Below are 18,325 nucleotides of genomic sequence, written 5' to 3' on the forward strand. Positions count from 1 at the left end.
ATCGGCCGCGGTCATCCCCCTTCAGGCGAGAACCGGTTGGGCCTCCGGGTACGGGCTGATCATGGTGTCGAAGTAGCCCTCCGGGGCCCCCTCCAGGAAGGTCGAAAGATTCTCCAGGAAGGCGCGCAGCGGAGGCGTCGCGTTGTGACGGTCCAGGTCTTCCTGGGAGCGCCACACCTCGTAGAGGAAGAAGCGGCCGTCCTCGTGTTCGTGGAGGTGGTACTGCAGATTCCCGGGTTCTTGGCGGGTGGGTTCCACGAAGGAGGAGAGGACGCTCCGGACCTCGTCCGCGCGCTCGGGCCGGGGCCGCAGGAAACCGTAGAGGGATATGGGGCGTTCTGAGTTCGTCATGACCCTCACGCTAAGATCTCACACCAATGTGAGGTTCAAGGGATAGTGAGGAGCGCCACATGAAGATCGGCGAACTCGCCGCCGCGACGGGCACCTCCGTCCGACTGTTGCGGTACTACGAGGAACAGGGCCTCCTGGAGTCCCACCGTCTCGACAGCGGGCACCGCCGCTACGACGACAGCGCGCCGACCGTGGTCCAGCGCATTCGCGCGCTCCTGGACGCCGGCCTTCCGACCCGGGTCATTCGCGATCTCCAGCCGTGCATTCGCCAAGACGGCACGGTCGCCGCGTGCAAGGTGGAGACCCTCCGGGAACACCTCCGCGGCTTGGACGACCGAATCTCCGCACTATCGGAGACCCGCACGTCCCTGGCCGAGCTCATCTCCGCCACCCGGACCCCCGAACCGACCCTCGCCTAGACAACCTGGTCAGGCCCGTCGTCTTGGAAGCGACGCTTTAGGCTGGCGCATCGTGAACGACGAAGCGAACGGCACAGCGATCCACGGAGAACCCGCGTACATCTCGCGCGACGACGCCCTCCGGCACGCCATGTCGGGCGACATCGTCCATCTGCGCGGGGTGGTGTCGCACCTCACCACCCGGTACGCGGCCGCCGCCCGGGGCACCCGGATCCACGGAAGCGACCTCTCCTACATCCGGCGCCTCCTCACCACGACCCCAGGCCGCGACAGCGTCGAACTGCTGCTCCGGCTGCTGAGCGAGCAGGAAGCGGCTGCCGGAGCAGCGGCCCTCGAACTGCCGCTCATGGCGACGATGCTCGCCCAGCACCAGCCGGCCGCACTCCTCGCGCAGGCAGTCTTCGCCGACGTCCCCGAGAACGATCGGCTCGGCGAGCTGAGGACCTGCCTGTTCCACGAGTTGTTGTTGCGCGGGGTGGACCTGGACGAGTTCCCGGCCCTGCGCCCCGGTTCGCGGCTGCACCCCCTGGCCTGGCTCCCCGACCGCCGCCGCGCCCTGGAGACCGAACCCGACTTCACGAGCCACTCCGCGAACGGCTCGGCCAGTGGCGTGAAGACCAGCCTGCCCGCCCACGGCCGTCTGGATCCGCCCACCCCCCGCCCGACTGCGGCATCACCGCTGCGGAACTCCGTGACGGTGGACGAGCACGACCTCATCGTCGCCGCCGCCCACGGGAACTGGGGCTACGCCGAGGCATGGGTCTTCCGGCCGGAGCACCCCATCGCTCCCGACCAGGTGCCGGCCCTGCTCCCCACCCTGCCGATGGACTGCGTCGCCGACCTCGGTCCCACCGGCCGTTACGAGATAGCCGCCCGCCCCGTGGGCGACATCTGGTCCCTGCTCTTCGCCACCGCGTCGATGGGAGGCTTCGGCGGCACCGGCCTGTACGGGGCATGGGGCCGACTGCGGGCATGGCGCTCCCTGGCGGGCCTGTGCGGCCTTCCGTTCCAGGCGAGCGCGGGGGAGGTGGAACGCCGTGCCGAGCAGCACGCCTGGTTCCACTTCCAGACCGACTCCGAGTTCTTCCACAACGAGATCGACAACGACTACGCCATCGCCGCCCTCTCCCCGGACGGCCGCCGCCTCGCCGTCCTGGCGGCCACGGACACCGACTAGTGCTGTGACCGGCCACAGCACTGGAAGAGGACCGGGCCCGCGAATCGTCAGGCCGCTGCGCGGCGCTGTGGATGCCAGAATCGGCGGCATGACCCTGTGCGACTACTTCTCCGCCGTCGACGACGAGGCTGCCGTCGCGGTCCTGCACTCTCCGGGGGGACCGGGCCGAGCGGAGTTCGACGTGTTCCCCCTCAGGAACATCGACCCGGTCGTCGCGATGGCCCAGCTCGAAGCCGTCATGACGGGCTGCAGCCATGAGGAGGCCGCCGAACGCCCACGGTCCGGGGAGCTGCTGTCATCGCCGCAGGACGGCCCTCCCTTCGTGGTCAGCTTGTCGGACACCTTGTCCGATGCCCTCGCCACGGCAGCGGATGACGACCTCGTCCGCTTCGCCGAGCCATGGTCGAGGACCGACGAACTCCAGCAGATGGGGATCGGCGTTGAGGTCACGGCGGATGTGCTGAGGGGCCTGGCCGGACTGGCTCGGCGCGCTCAGGCCTCCGGCCGGCGGCTGTACTGCTGGTGGGCGCTGTGACGTTCGCGCCGCCGGCCGCCCAGGGGCACGTTCCTCACCCTCTCCTCCGGAGCGACGCTCCTGCCGGCCGTGCCGGCCAACCCGCACCGCGGCAGGCCCGTCACGCCGGAGCCGAGGATGTCGTCGAAGGACGGGCCGAGAACGAAGTGCATCACCGGTTCGGAGTCCGCGAGCGGCTCCTTCTGATCGCGGCCGGCCGCCGAGCCTAACCCCTTGCGCCTCGGGCCTGGCGGTCCAGGAAGTCGATCAGCCGCGTCTCCGAACGTAGAACCCGTTCTCGCTGCTCAGTAGGCAGCGACGCGAGGAGGTCGACAAGGACTCGCTTCCGCGGGACCTGCACCATGTTGCCGGAGTAGATCCGGCAAGAGGAACACCAGGCGAGTCCGACGCACCTCTCGAACATCGAGGACTCCGGCGGATGGAAGCGATACTGGTACGAACGGACGGGCGTTCCGCAGACGGCGCAGACGCGTCGGTCGCCGTCGGGAACCGTGTCCCAGCTCCCGACCTTTCGCCAATGCTGTCGCCCGGCCGGTGCTCTTCAAGTCGTCATGCCGAGCATTCTCGCGCAGCACAGCCTCCGAGCACGACCGCGGCCGACCGGCGCGGTGCCGGATGGGTGACGGCTGCTTCAGGCGCTGTACGGCTCATGAGCTGGCATGAAGCACTGCACCTCGAGTACCTGGCCGAGCAGGAAGAGGATCTACCCGACCTCGACGAGGCAACCATGGCCGAACTCCAGCGCCAGCTGCGGGACCTCGACCTCATCGCGACCCACTCGGAGGATCTGCGACTCGCCGGCCTCGGGCTGCCCGTCGACACGTCGATCCGGCTCCGCGCGGAACTGCGGACCCCTCTTTCCCGCCGGGGCTGAGGGCCGGCAGGACTCGGTGCCGGTGGCCCCCACCATCAACTACGGACGTCGTTAGCGCACGTAGCCCGCACGGTCGAGTACTGACTCAAGCGTGAGTTCCGCGACGACACGGTGAACTCGGGCGGGTATCGGACGTGGGCGCTACGACCTCGGCGCCTCCTCGCCACAGGCGAGGAATACGCCCACCCTGCTCACCACAAGACAGGCACCACAGCACGCCGCGGCAGCGTCCGGTACTTCCGGGGCGAGCCATGTGTCGCGCCAGTTCACGGTGCCACCCCTCGGCATCGAGGTCCCCGAACTGGTGCGATACCTGAACGCGAAACCCGACATGACCCGGGGCTCACGGGCCGCCCCCGCAGCACGGTGAATCGCTGATCCAGCACTTTCAGGGGGCGGTGAGGAAGCCGTAGTAGTCGGCGCCCGCGACGAGAACCGAGGTGAAGGAGAGGGGGAGTCCGTCGGCGTCGCGGGGGACCTCCTGCGAGGTCTGGCGGGTGAATCCGAGGGAGATGCCGGGCACGATCAGGCTCTCGGTGTCCGGGGCCGTCACGGTCCAGCCGCGCCCGCGCACCTGCCGGAGGATCTCCTCGGCAGGCTCGGCGAACACGTCGTGGCCGTCGAACAGAACCCGGGGGAGCCGGGTGCGCGTGCTCTTCCCTTCGGCCGGCCGCCACAGTTCGATCGCGTGGAGGCGGCCGTCCTCATCGAAGAAGGCGGTGTAGCCCACTCCGTCGAAGGAACCCACCGCCCGCCGTGTGGGGCGTCCCGGGCGCGGTCCGATCGTCCGCGGCTCGCCCCAGGGAACCGCGGCGGCCATCGCCTCGTCGAAGGTCATGCCGAACCGCAGGGGATGCACACCGTTGGGCGGGTCGAGGATCAGGTCCATCGTGTTCTCTGGCTGGTCTGCTTGGGGACGTCGTAGTGTATCGAGCAGCCGCGTCCGGTCGGCATGTTGTCCCCTTTGAGGGACAGAGCTTGTCCGGTCCCGTCCGAAGCGGTGCCACGGGGTTCCGGCCCGGTGCTGCGAGGGAGCTCGACCCGCGGCGCCCCGGACCGCCCCCGTCGGCACACCTGGCGGAGGAACGGCGGAGCTCGCGGAGCGGAACACCGCGCTCCCCGTAACACCCGCGACGAAGAACCTGCTGAAGCGGATCGCCGAGCCGCCTCGTTCGACCGGAGTCACGCCCGACGACGAGCGCTCGCCGGCCCTACGCCACCTGAGGGATCAGAGTCCAACGGCCGGCGCCGGACCGGCGGGAGCCGCGGGCAGGGCGAGGCGGGACCCGAGGCGGCACCGCATCTCGCCTGCGGCGGCACGGACCTCTTCGGAGCGGGTCTCGTCCTCTAGGGCGCCGAGCAGCATCATGACCGCCCTCGCTTCGTCGCCCGTGAGGAGCTTGAGGCGGGTCTCGGTGACGGCGTCCAGGAGTACGCCGAGGAAGTCTTCGTCGTCCATGTCCATGCCGGGACAACGCCGTACCCCGGTCACCAGTCACCGGTCACCCGCGGCAGCACCCGCCTGCGCGACGCGGGCCGGTACCCCGCAGAGGACTCCTTGCCACCCACGACGGCTTGAGGCGTACGGGGCCGAGGTGGGCCGGAACCGTTCCGCCTTCGCAGGTCCGTGGCCGCAGAGGGTCAGCTCAGCACGAGCAGGACCGCCAGCGCGAAGAGCAGTGAGTCGATCCGGTCCAGCAGACCGCCCGAACCGGGCAGCCACCCCCCGGCGTCCTTCACCTTCGCGCCTCTCTTGATCATGGACTCAAGCAGGTCGCCGGCCGGACCGCCGACCGCGGCCGCAATCGCCATCGGCCAACTCAGCGCCGACAGGAGGCCGAGGACCCCTATGGCTGCCGCGGCCCCGGCCAGGGTTCCGCTCCACCGTTTGGCCGGTGACAGCGGCGACAGGCGCGGCCCGCCCAGCCTCTGGCCGGCGAAGTACGCCACGATGTCAGCGGCCGAAACCGCCACGAACAGGGCCAGGGCGCTCGCTCCGAGCGGTACCAGCGCGGCCAGGACACTGAGCCAGGCGAGGCCGAGGAGCCCGGAGGCGAGCCGACGCAGGCCGTGATCGGCGTCGCCGGCCAGGAGCGGCACTGAAGCCACCGCGAGGGCGCCGATCGCCAGCGCGCGAGGTTCCTGCCCGGGAGCCCACAGGGCGGTGAGCACCACGCCCGTCACCGCCGAGGCGAGCACCGCCCGGTCGGCCCGGGGCATCCGCATCAGGCTGCCGAACTCCATCGCCGCGATCATCCCGACGACGACGGCAAGGGCCGCGGCGCCCGGACGACCCAGCCAGAACGCAGCCGTGACCAGCGGCACTCCGACGGCCCAGATGCACCACCGGATCATCAACTCCCGGCGCCGGGACGCTGCCACCGCGACACCGGTCAGCGCCAGCGCCCCACCAAGGACGGGCGCCAGAGAGGCTACCGTGATCACAACGAGGGGCCGGTCGCGGAGACGCTCTCCAGCATCGGGACGGGTGAGGCCGAGCCCGGTCGCAGCACGCTCATGGCCTGCCGGAAAGCCGACACGATGCGCGCGTTCTCGACCGTGTCCCTGACCGCGATGCGCACCGTACGCCCCTGGTACTCGCAGGACATGGGCGACAGATCCCGCAGATAGACGTCGAGTCGGCGACACTCCTTCACCAGTTGCGCGGCGCTCGGGCCATCGGACGGCAGCGTCACGGTGAGCCAGTTGGCGACGGATTCCTCCACCGTCACGCTCTCATCCGTCCCGACAAGATCGGCGGCCAGTTGCCGCCGCAGGGCATGGGTGTGAAGCCAGCGGCTCCTGTAGTACGCCGGGTCGCGCAGGGCGGCCACTGCGGCCAGTTGCGCAGGCAGGCTCACCGCCCAGGGCGGCGTCCGCCGGCGCAACTCCATTGCGGTGACCGGCTCGGCAACCAGGTATGCGGCCCGCATGCCGGACAGCGCGTACATCTTGGACAGGGAACTGCACACCACCACCTTCGGATCCGTCGCGGCAAGGTCGACGAGCGACTCGCTCATCTCGACATAGCCCAGGTACGCCTCGTCGATCCACCAGCGGGTTCGCTCGGGCGCGGCGGCGATCAGGGAGCGCAGTTCGGCGGCAGGGGCATGGCGCCCGGTCGGGTTGTTCGGATTGACGACCACGACGAGGTCGTAGCCGCCGTGCTCGACAGCCGTGGACAACTGGTCCCAATCGATGCGCCAGCCGTCCTCGCGGCGCAACCGGAACCGGGTCACCTGGCATCCGATGACCTTCTCCGTGACGTGGGCGTACTCGCCGTAGCCCGGGTCCAGCAGAAGCACCCTGCTCTGCGGGGTGAGCCACTGACCGAAAGCCCTGAAGATCAGGTCGGACGAACCGGCTCCGGGTACGAGTGCATCCAACGGCAGTGCCCGTACCCGGGCGATCTCCGCCAGCAGACCGTCGGCGCCGGTCGGAGGCGAGGTCCTGGCGGCCCACTCGGGATCATCGGTGAGCACCGCTCGTACGCCGGGCGCCGGCGAGAACCAGGCATCCAACACATCCGCCGCGACGACCTGATGGCGGCGGTCGAGGTCCTGGAAGTCCGTTCCGATGGCAGCGAACGAGAGGCCTCCGTGCTCGCAACCGTCCGCGCGGGGTGCGAACGGAGCGTCCAGTCGCCAGTCCACTTGGGCTCGCAGTCGGTTCAACGTCGTGCGATGGCGGTCCATCGCACCCCTCGTCAGCTCGGTGACGTTGCCGGTCAGCACCTCGAACGTCAACGCCCCACTACGCACGGTGCGCCCGACCGGCTGCAATCCGGCGGCCAGATACATGTCGAGCAGCTCGGTGCGTCCCATCGCCACCACCCGACGGCCACCCCGGGAAGCGATCCAGCGCAGCGCCGCATACATGAGCAGCGCCGCCGCCGCGGAGGTCCGCCAACGGGGCTCGACGGTGAGAATGCGTATTTCGAAGAGATCTTCCTCGTCCAGCAGCGGCAGCTCTTCGCGGGACACGTACTTGTCCAGTGCGTACCGCTTCAACCAGGGCGGGGTCAGACTGATGAAGCCGATTCGGGCCTCTCCTCGTGCCGCGACCAGATAGACGTTGTCGCCGTCCAGACCGTCACGAAGCCGCCCGACCGAGTTCGGTTCATGCTGGCCGAGCTCTTGCGCGTAGACCCGGTGACGCAACTCGTGGATCCAGTCGAGATCCTCGGCAGTGGCGGCGCGCAGCTGCAATTCACGTTCCATCAGTTCCTCATCCTTCGAATTGAGTTGATCATGCGCAGCGTGTATCTGCCGTGTCAGAGCTGTCCGGCTCATTCGACCTGGGTACGGGTGCTCAGGCGCACCGGCTCGGGGTGTGCGACAGACCCGGGGAACAGCGGGCGCGCCGAACAGGGAGACCGTGCTGGAGGTCGTGGGCCCTCTCGCCTGCCCCGTCGAGGCCAAGACCGACGCGAAGTACGGCGTCTACGAGCGGATCGCCGGCTGCGGTGATCCGGTAATCGGATGCAAGGCGCCGTCTAAGCGAAGGAACGCAGTGGGCGCATCGAACTCTGCGGGCGAGCAATGGGGATGATGGGCATCGCGGCCATCCGTCAATGCCGGAGCCTCATTCGAAACCCTCGCAGTGTCAGCAAGGGTAGAAATCGTCACCCAAGTCACCGGGGGCCGGAGCGTCGAGGGGCACCTCTGATGATGCCGCTTCATGCTCTATCCTGCCCTGGAACTCGCTGTACTCGGCCGAGTGTACCTCACACACATTTGCCGTCACGGTCTCTCAGGAGAGCTTCCCCTTTTTGAATCACTGCTGTGGAGAACGTTTTACGGAAATGTCCTCATGTACAACGATGGGAGCCTTCAACGAGACGTTCTCATGGGCGTCGTTGAGGGGGGTGCTGTCGGATATGAACGGCGCTGTAGTGAATGGCTCCAGAGTTCGCCGGTACCTGGCAGAGGTCCATGAGGGGCGAAGGGGCCGCAGGACCGATTCCCGGACGATGTCGAGGCGCTCCGCGGCGATGAGACGAGACCGGCTGTGACGGCTGTGAGGCCCTCGGCATTTCTCCCCAGGGCGGCGTCGGCTGCATCGCAAGCGCATGGGATTCCTGATCCGGACGAGGCCCCTTCCGCCGTGTGGTGCGGCAGGTGCGGGGGTCGCGAGGCTAACGTCAATGTCATGACACCTGATTCCCTGCGCTCCGTCACCGTCGAGCGGACCGGTCCGGGCACGTTCACCGCGACCAACTCCCGTGGTGACACGATCACCTTCGCCACCGGATCCGGTGCGGGCTTCACCCCGGTCGAGCTCTTCCTCGCCGCGATCGGCGGCTGCTCGGCGGCGGATGTCGACGTCGCCACCAGCCGGCACGCCGAACCCGCCGAGTTCTCCGTCGCCGTCCACGGCCACAAGGCCGAGGACGCCGGCGGCAACCTCATGACGGACCTGGAAGCCGCCTTCACCGTCCGCTTCCCCGCGGGGGAGGCCGGCGACCGGGCCCGTGCGATCCTGCCTCGTGCGGTGAAGACCTCCCACGACAAGCTCTGCACGGTCAGCCGCACGGTGGAGGCCGGAACCCCGGTCGCCGTAAAGGTCGTCGACACGGACTGACCAGCCGAAACGAGGGACCGGGATCCGGCTGGGCAACGGCTCTCAGCCGGCTGTACGGGGCTGAGGCCGGCTCAGGACCAGCGCGTTGGAGCGGTCCAGGAGGAGTCGAGCGCCGGGGTGTCGTTGATGGGCGGCCAGGTGTTGGCGTATGCGGGTGTGGGCCTGGTCGACGGTCGCGGAGTGCAGGTGGGGGAGGGCGGCGAGGAACGCCGTCCAGTGTGCTCCGGCCTCGTCGAGGTGGCCGATGCCGGTGAGGGTTTCGGCGAGGTCGGCGTGGGTGAGGGCCGTGTTGCGGCGCTCGTCCGGGGGGCGGTGGCGCAGGGAGGCGGTCAAGGCGATGGCGGCCTGACGGTGCTCGCCGACGGCCCGCAGGACCTGTGCGCGCTGGTAGTCGAACGCGGCTCTCGGATAGGTGCCGCCGAGGCCGTTCCTGCCGGTCCGTCCGTTCCCACCGACCTGTCCGTCGTCGTGGAGGGCCTCGGCGGCGACAAGGACGCGGACCGCGGCTCTCGGCCTGGCGTCCAAAGCGAGGGTCAGGGCCTGCTGGGTGAGTAGAAACGATTCCTCGGCGTGTGCCGCCCTCCCCCTTGTGGTCTTGACGGCGGCGTCGGCGAGGGCCGCCGCGTAGCGGTGGCGGCCGATGCGGACCGCTTGGGCGCTCATCACGCGCAGGGTGATCGCGTACGTGGTGCGCTCGTCGGCCTCGGCGGCGAGGGCCAGGGCGGCCGTGAAGTAGTGCTGTGCCAGGGCGTGGTGACCCGCGTCGTCGCTCATCCGGGCCATGAGGTGCGCCAGCTCGGTCGCGGTACGGAGCCCTTGGCGGCGGTCTGCACCGGGGGCGATCCGGGTCAGGAGCGCGGCCATGTCGTCGGCGATGTAGGAGGCGACCGCGCCCCGGCCGTGCCGGCCGCCGAAGGCGTCGTACATGGTGTGGAACACCTTGGTCATCTGGGCGGACGCCAGGGCGGGACCCGCGACCGGTTGGCGGCCGGGGCGTGCGCGGGGTGGAGGGACGCGGTCGTGCCAGGGCGGCTGGGGTACGGGTCCGGGGCGGAAGACGCTTCGGGTGAGCTCGGCCCGCCCTTCCACGGTGAGGTCCTCGCGCGCGAGGAGGATCAGAGTGGCGAGGGGGCTCGCGCCGGGACTCAGCGCGCGGACGGCAGCCCCCAGGTGTGCGGGGTGGCGGGTGAGCCCGGTGTCCTCGGCGCTGACGCAGCGGCCGAGTCGCTCCGAGAGGGCCTGGGCCACGAGCTCGGGGACCGGTGCCGGCGGGCGGGAGCCGGCCAGCCAGTGCGAGACGGTCGAGCGCCCGTAGGCCACATCGAGGCCGGCGGGGTGCGCGAGGGCGCGGACCTGGCGGGCCAGTTCCGCTGCGCTGTACCCGGCCTCGTCCATCAGTGTCTTCAGCTGGTGATTGGCATGTCGTCGCACCGCGGGGCCCTCCCGATCCGGCAGGCGGCCGGCTGAGGAGGGCCGACCGCGAAAGTGCTCCCGGGTGCGGTTACCCCCGTAACGAGCAGAAAGGCTTCTCCTGGGAGTGACCAGCAGCAGAGGTGTTCGGAATCCCGGAAAGGCCGCTGAGGGCCGGGAGGCACCGGGGGGCCGGGGCCGGGGCCCGTACCCGGCCGCTCGGAGGTCGGGTACGGGGTGGATCCCCGCATCCCGGTCAACGACGCGGCGGCGGGCCTGGTTGGCGTCCGCGGCTCCCGCACATGCGTGCAGAACCGTTTCCCTGCGGCCTCGTTCAGGAGACCGGGCACACCCGCATGCTCGCTCCCGATGCCTCGACACGGACGGGTCGGCTCCCGCCCGTGGCCCGTGGCCCGTGGCCCGGGGCCCGTGATCCGTGACCCTCCACACCTGAGAAGCCGTTCACAAATGCGCAAACGTGCACGGTGCGAACCTCCGTGGGCGCGGACACCCCTTCCCCTCGACACCGGCGCAGATCTTGACTGGTCACAGCAGCCCCACCACACGTGGTTGCCGTCCCCGCGACAGACGCAGCACGTCTAGGTTCCCGGCTCCCTCCCCACCGCGCGGATCCCTGCCAGCACTGCCGCCACAGCGGCAGGACCGGAGCACGATGAACATCGACCAGCGGCGCACGGGCGTCGTCGTGTCCTACAACCGCGACCGCGGGTACGGCTTCATCCGCCCGTACGGCGACCAGAGCACCCTCTACGTCGAGCGGAGAGCGCTGGAAGGGTGGCTGCCCTTCCTTGCCGAGGGACAGCAGGTGTCCTTCCTCGTCGAGTTCACCCACGGCCGGTTCACCGCCGAGCGCGTCCTGCCCTGAGTACGCGGCGCCTGCCCACTGCCGGGCATCTCGCGGACGCGGCTCCTTGCGGCCCGGCCGGGGGAAGCCCGCTGCCGACCGTCTCGGCCCTCGAAGGCGCCGAGCCGCTCGACCTCGTCCTCTGCCGACCGAACTGCCCTGACACATCGGCGATTCCAGGTCCGGCCCGCGCCTCTCGGGAGGCTCCGTTGTCCATACCGCCACCCGTTCCCGGGGTCTGGCGCGATCCGTCCGTCCCCACCGCCCGTACGTGGACCGAGCCGATGGTCCGGGCCTGGGTGCAGCGCCTGCCCGCGGACAGCGATGTGCCACTCCTCATCCGCAGGATCTGTTCCACCCCCGGTACCGCGGTTCCCACGTCCAGTCTGATCGCACTGCTGCCGCACTGTCCGAGGTCACAGGTCCGGCGGCACATCGGTGCGTGTGTGCGGCGGGCGAACTCGGCTGCCCGGATCGTCGAGGAGCTGCGCATGCCCATAGCCCGCGCCCGCGACGGCACGTACACGGCCTCGGACGCCGTCGCCCGCATCGTCCTGGACGAGCTCGACCACCGACTCGACCACCCGCGTGACCACCCGCTCGACCACCGACTCGACCACCCGCGCGAGGACCGGCCGCCACCCCGGCTCCCCATCCTCGCCACCGATCACCGCCGCTCACCCCGGACAAAGGATGTCAACGTGGAGAACGCCCCGATCCCCGCACAGGACCCGAAGCCCGTTGCAGCACCAGGCCTCACCCTGCCCTCGGACCCGGCGGAGCAAGCCGTCCGCGAGTTCAGGTGCGAGCGCCGGACCCGGCTCTCCGACCTCGACCGGTTCGGACGGGTCCACAACCTGTTCCTCATCCAGTACATCGAGGACGCGCAAGTCGAGTTCGGCTACGCGGCCACCCCCGGAGCCGACGGGCTCCTCGACGTCGGCTGGGCCGCGGTCCGCCGTGACACCTCGTTCCTGCGCCCGCTGCCGATGATGGCCGAACCCGTCTCGATCATCACCGCCGTCGGCCGGCTGGGCCGCTCCACCATCACGCTCCGCTCGCGGGTCGAAAGCCAGGGCGTGGTGCACGCCCGGTCCGTCGACCAGTTCCTGGCCTGCGACGTCCAGGGCCGGCGCCGGCGCATCGACGACACGGAGCACTCCTGGTACCTGAAGTGGTCCGCCCCCGAGAACGCCGACTCCACCAAGCGCTCCTGATCCGGGTGATCCGGGCCGGTGGCACACCGGACGACGGAACAACGACCCACACCGCAAGCATCGAGGAGTTGATCCGGATGGACACCTACGACAAGAGCGTCCTGGGCCACGAGGTGCCGGGAGAACTGGAACGGCTTCGCCGGCTCGAAGCACTCGCCGACCCCCTGACGCGCAAGACCCTCGACAGGATCGGCATGACCTCGACGTGGCGCTGCCTCGACGTCGGCGCCGGCGCCGGATCGGTCGCCCGCCACCTCGCGCAGCGGGCGACGGCAGGCCATGTCACCGCCACCGACCTCGACACCCGGTTCCTGCCCCTTGACGTGCCGAACCTGCTGCCTCTGAAACACGACGCCTGCGTCGACGACTTCCCTGCCGAATCGTTCGACCTGATCCACGCCCGTCTCGTCCTGGACCACCTTCCGGACCGGGAGAGCACCCTGCGCCGCATGATCGGCTGGCTCGCCCCCGGAGGGTGGCTCTACCTCGGCGGACTCGACGTGAGCACGTCCCTCAACTCCCCGTACCGGCCGGTCCTGGACGGCGTGTCGAGGTTCGCCTCGACGATGACGGCGCAGATGGGAACGGACCTACGCTTCACGCGCCGTGCCACCAGCCTCATGCGCTCCATGGGGCTGCGCCACGTAGGCATCGACTGCGCGCCCATCATCCTGGGCGACCGCGGCGAAGGGGACCGCTTCTTCGGCATCATGCTCAAGCAGTTCCAGACGGCCCTGCCCGCATCAGACCAAGAGGCACATGCCGAACTGCGAACAGCCACCGAGTGGCTGGCCGCCCCGACGGGCGTCGAGATCGGAGGGCTCTTCACGGCGGCCTGGGGGCAACGCGGCTGAGTCCCGCAGACGCCGGCAGTGCTCAGCGTCGCTGGCCCTCCCGGCCTTCCCGGCCCTCCGGCCCTCCTGGCCCTCCTAACCGTCCTGGTCGTTCACGGTGGCGAGGGATGCGATCCGTTGCTCGTGGTCGGGGAAGCGCAGAGTGAGGGTGAGTCCCCCCTCCGGGCCGCCGGGTCGTGCGGTCAGGGTGGCGTGATGGGCCTGGGCGATGGAGGCCGCGATCGACAGTCCCAGGCCGTGGCCGGTGCTCGCGGTGCGGTCTCCGTCGAGGCGTCGGAAGGGCTCGAACAGGTCGGGGATGCGGTCAGCGGGGACTTGGCGGCCGGTGTTGGTCACCGTCACGGTCGAGGCGCCGAGCCGTACGAGGACGTGGCCGCCGGGGTGGTTGTACTGGACTGCGTTGCCGACCAGGTTCGCCAGCAGGTGCCGCAGCAGCACGGGGTCACCGGGAACCACCAGGGGCGTGCCGGCGCCGGCGTCGGTGTCGATGCGCAGGCCGGCCTCGGCTGCACGCGGAGCGAACTCGGCGATCACGAGCCGGGCGGTGACCGTGAGGTCCACGGGCTCGGTCTCCTCCAGTCCGCGGTCGCTGCGGGCGAGCAGCAGGAGCGCGTTGATGAGCTGTTCCGCTTCCCGGTTGGCGGTGAGCAGGTCCTCGCGGACGTCGGTGAGACCGTCGGGCAGGGGGTCGGCGAGGCCGACCTGGAGGGTGGTGCGCTGTACCGCGAGGGGCGTTTTGAGTTCGTGGGAGGCGTTCGCGATGAAGCGGCGCTGGCTCTCGAAGGACTTCTCCAGCCGGTCGAGCATGCCGTCGAAGGTGTCGGCGAGGCGGAGCAGCTCGTCGTCGGGGCCGGTGAGCGCGAGGCGCTGGTGCAGGTTCTGTTCGCTGATGCGGCGGGCGGCTTCGGTCACGGAGACGACGGGACGCAGGGCCCGTCCGGCCAGCCACCGGCCGAGGAGCCCGGCGAGGAGTGCCATGACGACGAGGCCGACGGCGGACCAGCGGACCATTTGGCCCAGCGCGGTGTCCTGGACGGCCCGCACGGTTTGGTCGATCTTCTGGAGCATGGCGACATCGCTCGGAGGCTCGGGCCTGCCGTCCGGCCGGGTGGGGTGCACGGACTCCACGGGCGCCACGGACTCCATGGGCGCCACGGACTCCCTGGGGGTCGCCTGACCGCTCGGCAAGTCGCCGTAGGTGACCGAGATTCCCTGGACCTGCTGAGCCGTTCCGTAGCGTGCGAGCAGCACGACGAAGGTGAGGAGGAGGATGCCGGCGAGGAGGAAGAGCCCGGAGAAGGCCATGGCCAGGCGCGCACGGAAGGGCAGCCTGCTCAGCAGGGCCCGGGGGTTCAGCGGTGCCGGGAGGTTCAGTCGCACAGCCGGTACCCCTCTCCCTTGTCGGTGAGGATCGGGCAGGAGTCGCCCAGTTTGCCGCGCAGGCGGCTGATGGTGGTGCGGACGGCGCTGGTGCGCGTGTCGAGGTGTTCGTCCCAGACGGTGCGGACGATGTCGTCGTGGGCCACTGGTGCTCCGCCGGCCCGCATCAGCAGGCGCAGGACCGCGGTCTCCTTCGGGGACAGTTCCAGCGGGATTCCGTCCACGGACACCTCGCGACGCGTCTCGTCGAGGGTGATGTTTCCGAAGCTCAGCACGGTGTGGTGGGGCTTGGGGGTACGCCGGCTCAGTGCCCTCACCCGGGCGACGAGTTCGGTGAAGTCGAAGGGCTTGGCCAGGTAGTCGTCGGCGCCGAGCTCGGTGAGGCCGTAGACCCTGTCCGTGAGCTCGCCCGCCGCCGTCAGCATCAGGATCCGGGGAGGGTCGCTGAGCTCGCGCAACCGTCTGCAGACCTCGTCGCCGCTCATGACCGGCAGGTCGCGGTCGAGGATCAGGACGTCGTAGGCGGTGAGCAGGCACATCCGCTCGGCCTCGTCGCCCGTGGCGGCGAGGTCGACGGCCATCGCCTCGCGGCGCAGACCGGTGGCGATGGTACGGGCGAGGACGCGGTGATCCTCGGCTACCAGGACTCTCATGACTACAGGAAACCAAGATCACGATTGCAGTCGGATAAAGACGCGGGAGCCGGGGGAGTGAGGGCCGGGGCCAAAGACCAGGCCAGACGTGCGAGGCGGTTCCTTATGCCGCTGTAACACGCTTATCCGTCAGCAAACAGCAGACTGCTTTCGTCTCGGGCATGAACTTCGTCAAGCGTGCCGCTACGAGCCTGGGTGCCAGAAGATCCAAGACCGCGGCCCTGCTCGCGATCTTCCTCGTCATCTGCACCCTGCTCCTCGGCGGCTTCCTGCTACAGGCCGCAGCAGCCCGCCAGGAAGCCGACGCGCAGCGCTCCATCGGTGTCGACGTGACCGTCAGGAAGGAGGGTCTTACCCAGACACTGGCCGACCGGCTCGGCCACGTGCGCCCGGTGCACCGCTACAACGTGGAGATCCGGGTCCGGGCCGACCCCCAAGGGTTTGCGCCGTTGACGCCGAACGCTCCGGAGCCGCGCGGTACCGAGGCCGAGGAGGAGGCGAAGGCGAAGGCGAAGGCGAACGGCGCGCTGGCCGTGAACGGCGTCCGCGACTCGGGCATGCTGCTGCCCTTCTCGTACGGCTCGACGAAGATCACGGCGGGTCGCGGCATCACGCCTGAGGACGCGGGCGGCGACGTCGCGCTGATCGAGCAGCGCCTGGCCGACGAGAACGACCTGAAGGTGGGCGACACCGTACGGGTGCGGTCGGCGGACGGCGCGCGCACGACGGCCGTGGTGGTCGTCGGCATCTTCCAGGACCCGGCACGGGATCCGACGACGTGGATGCCTCCGCATGAACTGCCCGGCAACACGCTGTACGTGCCGCCGGGCACCGTACAGAAGCTCGCTGCCGGGTCCGGCTCCGCGACCGTCAGCGAGGCGGTGTTCAAGATCGGCTCGCCGGACGGGACCCGGCAGCTGCACGCCGAAGCCCAGCGGCTCCTGGGCAACGGCAGCTTCGAGTTCCGCGTCAACGACAAGGCGTACAAGGACCAGGTGCTCCCCATCCAGCGGGTCGGCACCTTCGCGGGACTCATCGTCTGGGTGATCGCCCTGGCCGGAGCGCTGATCCTCGGCCTCATCGTGACACTGCAGATCCGCGAACGGCGCACGGAGTTCGGGGTGCTGCTCGCGATGGGCGAGAAGAAGTGGAAGCTCATCGGCCAGCACGCCGTCGAAGTGGCGGCCGTGGCCCTTCCCGCGGTCGCTCTCGCCGCCCTGGCCGGCTCGCTGGCCGGACAGCCCGCCGGGGAGGCGTTCCTCGGCCATCAGGACGACAGGCCGGTCTCGGCAGCCCGTGCCCCGGACATCGGGATCGCCCCGCCCGCGGTACGGGTCGAGCCGGCCGATGTCGGCAAGGTCGCCGGCATCGGGCTCGGGATCTCCCTGATCTCCACCGTCATCCCGGGCATCGGGATCCTGCGCCTGCACCCCCGCTCCATCCTCACCGACAGCGAATAGCGGCTTCACCTCCCCGTTTTGCCGCTTCACCTCCCCGAATAGCCACTTCACCTCCCCGAACAGCCGCGCCGCCTCCCCGAATGGCCGCGCCGACTCCCCGCACGGCAGTCACACCACACCGACCAGCCACCCACTCGCACGGACCGAGAAAGCAGCAGATCCCCTTGAACTTCGTCAAACGCGCAGGGCTCAGCCTGTGGGCCCGCAAGGGCCGCACCCTGATCACCCTCGCCACCTTCCTCGTCATCTCCGTGATGGTGCTGGCCGGCGTCCTGATCAACGGTGCGACCACCCGGGCCGAACAGGACGCCAAACGCTCCGTGGGCGCCGAGGTCAACCTCGACATGGACCTGAGCCAGATGGGCAAAACGGCGCAGCTCCAGGCACCGAGCATCGAGGCCTCGACCGTCGACAAGATCGGGTCCCTGCCCCAAGTGCAGAAGTACACCTACTCGGTGTGGGACCGCGCCCTCCTCACGGGCAAGAACAAGCTGGTCGACGGCGGCCCGAAGGACCCCATGGGCCCCGGCGGAACCGTCGCCACGGGAGTCCTCGACTCCTCGCTGCTGCCGGACTTCCGCAGCGGCAAGTCCGTCCTCCTTTCCGGTACGCACATCACGGCCGCCGACAAGGAGGAGAAGCAGCTCTTGATCGAGGAGCGGCTGGCCGAGCAGAACGGCCTCGAGGTCGGCGACAAGATCACCCTGACCGGCAACGACGAGAAGACGACAGCCGAGTTCACCGTGGGCGGCATCTACCGCGACCCCCGCCCCACCGCCGAGGCCGACGCCGAGTACGGCGTCAGCCCGGCCAACATGCTCTACGCAACGGTGGGCGGCCTCGGCGCGCTCGGCACCGAGGGCAACGGGCCGCGGAAGGTCGGCAAGGCAACGTTTCTCCTGCAGGACGCGGACGTCCAGGGCGCGTTCAAGAGCGAGGCGAAACGAATCGCGGGCCCGGCGCTGGCCGGCTTCAAGCTGGACGCCAACGACAAGGCCGTCCAGCAGATGACGGGCCCCCTCAAGAGCATCCGCTCCACAGCCACCGCGGCCATGTGGCTGATGGGCCTCGCGGGCGCCGCCGTACTGGCCCTGCTGGTCAACCTCGCCGTCAAGCAGCGCCGCACCGAGTACGGCGTCCTGCTGGCGATGGGGGAGCAGAAGACCAAGCTCATCGCCCAGCAGGCCTTGGAGATCGTGATCGTCGCCGTCATCGCCATCGGCGTGAGTTCCCTCTTCGCCCCGAAGCTGACCCAGAGCGCCGGCCAGGCACTGCTCGGCAAGGAAGCCTCCGCCGCCGAGCGGAAGCTCGACTCCTGGAAACCCCCGGCCCTCGGCAGCACCGGACTCGACCAGGGCATCGACCCGAACGACAGGCCCGTCGAGAACGCCGACCCCATCGACGAGATCACGGTGGTGCTCGACCCGGCAGACCTCGCAACGGTCGGTGGCGTCGGCCTCGGCATCGGCCTCCTCGCCACCGCAGTTCCGGCCGCGTCCGTACTGCGGCTGAGCCCCCGCACCATCCTCTCGAAGGGCAAGTGACCG

General features: G+C 69.8%; 18 protein-coding genes. 10 read left to right on the top strand and 8 right to left on the bottom strand.

The genetic code is table 11. The features are described from left to right. Positions 1-21: 21 nt before the first annotated feature. Complete coding sequence (locus tag OG276_RS37240; RefSeq protein ID WP_266913641.1) at positions 22-351, bottom strand: putative quinol monooxygenase; 330 nt, start codon at positions 349-351, stop codon at positions 22-24. A 59-nt stretch (positions 352-410) separates the two neighbouring features. Here OG276_RS37240 and OG276_RS37245 point away from each other — a divergent pair, with 59 nt between their 5' ends. The 4 genes from OG276_RS37245 (at position 411) to OG276_RS37260 (ending at position 3,356) form a co-directional block, all read left to right on the top strand. Next, positions 411-770, top strand: coding sequence for a MerR family transcriptional regulator (locus OG276_RS37245; protein WP_266913643.1), 360 nt, complete (start codon positions 411-413; stop codon positions 768-770). Between the two features lie 52 nt (positions 771-822). Further along, positions 823-1,947, top strand: coding sequence for a DUF6183 family protein (locus tag OG276_RS37250; RefSeq protein WP_266913645.1), 1,125 nt, complete (start codon positions 823-825; stop codon positions 1,945-1,947). An 88-nt stretch (positions 1,948-2,035) separates the two neighbouring features. After that, on the top strand, positions 2,036-2,482 hold the full coding sequence (locus tag OG276_RS37255; protein ID WP_266913647.1) for a hypothetical protein: 447 nt from the start codon (positions 2,036-2,038) through the stop codon (positions 2,480-2,482). Between the two features lie 649 nt (positions 2,483-3,131). Beyond that, positions 3,132-3,356: a hypothetical protein gene (locus OG276_RS37260; RefSeq protein ID WP_266913649.1), complete on the top strand. Its 225-nt coding sequence runs from the start codon at positions 3,132-3,134 to the stop codon at positions 3,354-3,356. A 388-nt stretch (positions 3,357-3,744) separates the two neighbouring features. Here OG276_RS37260 and OG276_RS37265 read toward each other — a convergent pair whose 3' ends face one another. The 4 genes from OG276_RS37265 to OG276_RS37280 form a co-directional block, all read right to left on the bottom strand. Continuing rightward, positions 3,745-4,245 carry a hypothetical protein gene (locus OG276_RS37265; protein WP_266913652.1) on the bottom strand — a complete coding sequence of 167 codons (501 nt, stop codon included), beginning with the start codon at positions 4,243-4,245 and terminating at the stop codon, positions 3,745-3,747. A gap of 339 nt (positions 4,246-4,584) precedes the next feature. Next, entirely contained in the window at positions 4,585-4,821 is a 237-nt protein-coding gene (locus OG276_RS37270) for a hypothetical protein (protein ID WP_266913654.1), read from the bottom strand. Positions 4,822-4,997: 176 nt separating this feature from the next. Beyond that, entirely contained in the window at positions 4,998-5,801 is an 804-nt protein-coding gene (locus OG276_RS37275; protein WP_266913656.1) for a phosphatidate cytidylyltransferase, read from the bottom strand. Beyond that, complete coding sequence (locus OG276_RS37280) at positions 5,798-7,576, bottom strand: histidinol-phosphate aminotransferase family protein (RefSeq protein WP_266913658.1); 1,779 nt, start codon at positions 7,574-7,576, stop codon at positions 5,798-5,800. The genes OG276_RS37275 and OG276_RS37280 overlap by 4 nt, the downstream gene beginning before the upstream one ends. Positions 7,577-8,507: 931 nt before the next feature. On the opposite strand from OG276_RS37280, the gene OG276_RS37285 reads away from it, so the two are divergent. Continuing rightward, positions 8,508-8,939 carry an OsmC family protein gene (locus OG276_RS37285; protein ID WP_266913660.1) on the top strand — a complete coding sequence of 144 codons (432 nt, stop codon included), beginning with the start codon at positions 8,508-8,510 and terminating at the stop codon, positions 8,937-8,939. A 42-nt stretch (positions 8,940-8,981) separates the two neighbouring features. On the opposite strand, the gene OG276_RS37290 is transcribed toward OG276_RS37285, so the two are convergent. Next, positions 8,982-10,370: a hypothetical protein gene (locus OG276_RS37290; RefSeq protein ID WP_266913662.1), complete on the bottom strand. Its 1,389-nt coding sequence runs from the start codon at positions 10,368-10,370 to the stop codon at positions 8,982-8,984. Between the two features lie 652 nt (positions 10,371-11,022). Between OG276_RS37290 and OG276_RS37295 the strand changes: the two genes are divergently transcribed. From OG276_RS37295 to OG276_RS37305, 3 genes are all read left to right on the top strand, one after another. After that, a complete protein-coding gene (locus tag OG276_RS37295; RefSeq protein ID WP_266913664.1) occupies positions 11,023-11,235 on the top strand; it encodes a cold-shock protein in 213 nt (70 codons plus the stop codon). A 470-nt stretch (positions 11,236-11,705) separates the two neighbouring features. After that, on the top strand, positions 11,706-12,431 hold the full coding sequence (locus tag OG276_RS37300) for a thioesterase family protein (protein WP_266913666.1): 726 nt from the start codon (positions 11,706-11,708) through the stop codon (positions 12,429-12,431). Positions 12,432-12,508: 77 nt separating this feature from the next. Beyond that, on the top strand, positions 12,509-13,285 hold the full coding sequence (locus OG276_RS37305) for a class I SAM-dependent methyltransferase (protein ID WP_266913668.1): 777 nt from the start codon (positions 12,509-12,511) through the stop codon (positions 13,283-13,285). A 75-nt stretch (positions 13,286-13,360) separates the two neighbouring features. On the opposite strand, the gene OG276_RS37310 is transcribed toward OG276_RS37305, so the two are convergent. Both OG276_RS37310 and OG276_RS37315 read right to left on the bottom strand, forming a co-directional pair. Further along, complete coding sequence (locus tag OG276_RS37310) at positions 13,361-14,590, bottom strand: HAMP domain-containing sensor histidine kinase (protein WP_266914164.1); 1,230 nt, start codon at positions 14,588-14,590, stop codon at positions 13,361-13,363. Between the two features lie 65 nt (positions 14,591-14,655). Beyond that, positions 14,656-15,318, bottom strand: coding sequence for a response regulator transcription factor (locus OG276_RS37315; protein ID WP_266913670.1), 663 nt, complete (start codon positions 15,316-15,318; stop codon positions 14,656-14,658). Between the two features lie 161 nt (positions 15,319-15,479). Between OG276_RS37315 and OG276_RS37320 the strand changes: the two genes are divergently transcribed. After that, the gene (locus tag OG276_RS37320) at positions 15,480-16,778 is read left to right on the top strand and encodes an ABC transporter permease (RefSeq protein ID WP_266913672.1); all 1,299 of its coding nucleotides are present in this window, start codon (positions 15,480-15,482) and stop codon (positions 16,776-16,778) included. 164 nt (positions 16,779-16,942) lie between these two features. Next, a complete protein-coding gene (locus OG276_RS37325; RefSeq protein WP_266913674.1) occupies positions 16,943-18,322 on the top strand; it encodes an FtsX-like permease family protein in 1,380 nt (459 codons plus the stop codon). The last annotated feature ends 3 nt before the right edge of the window (positions 18,323-18,325 follow it).

This window comes from Streptomyces sp. NBC_00086 (genome assembly GCF_026343255.1).
Lineage (GTDB): Bacteria > Actinomycetota > Actinomycetes > Streptomycetales > Streptomycetaceae > Streptomyces.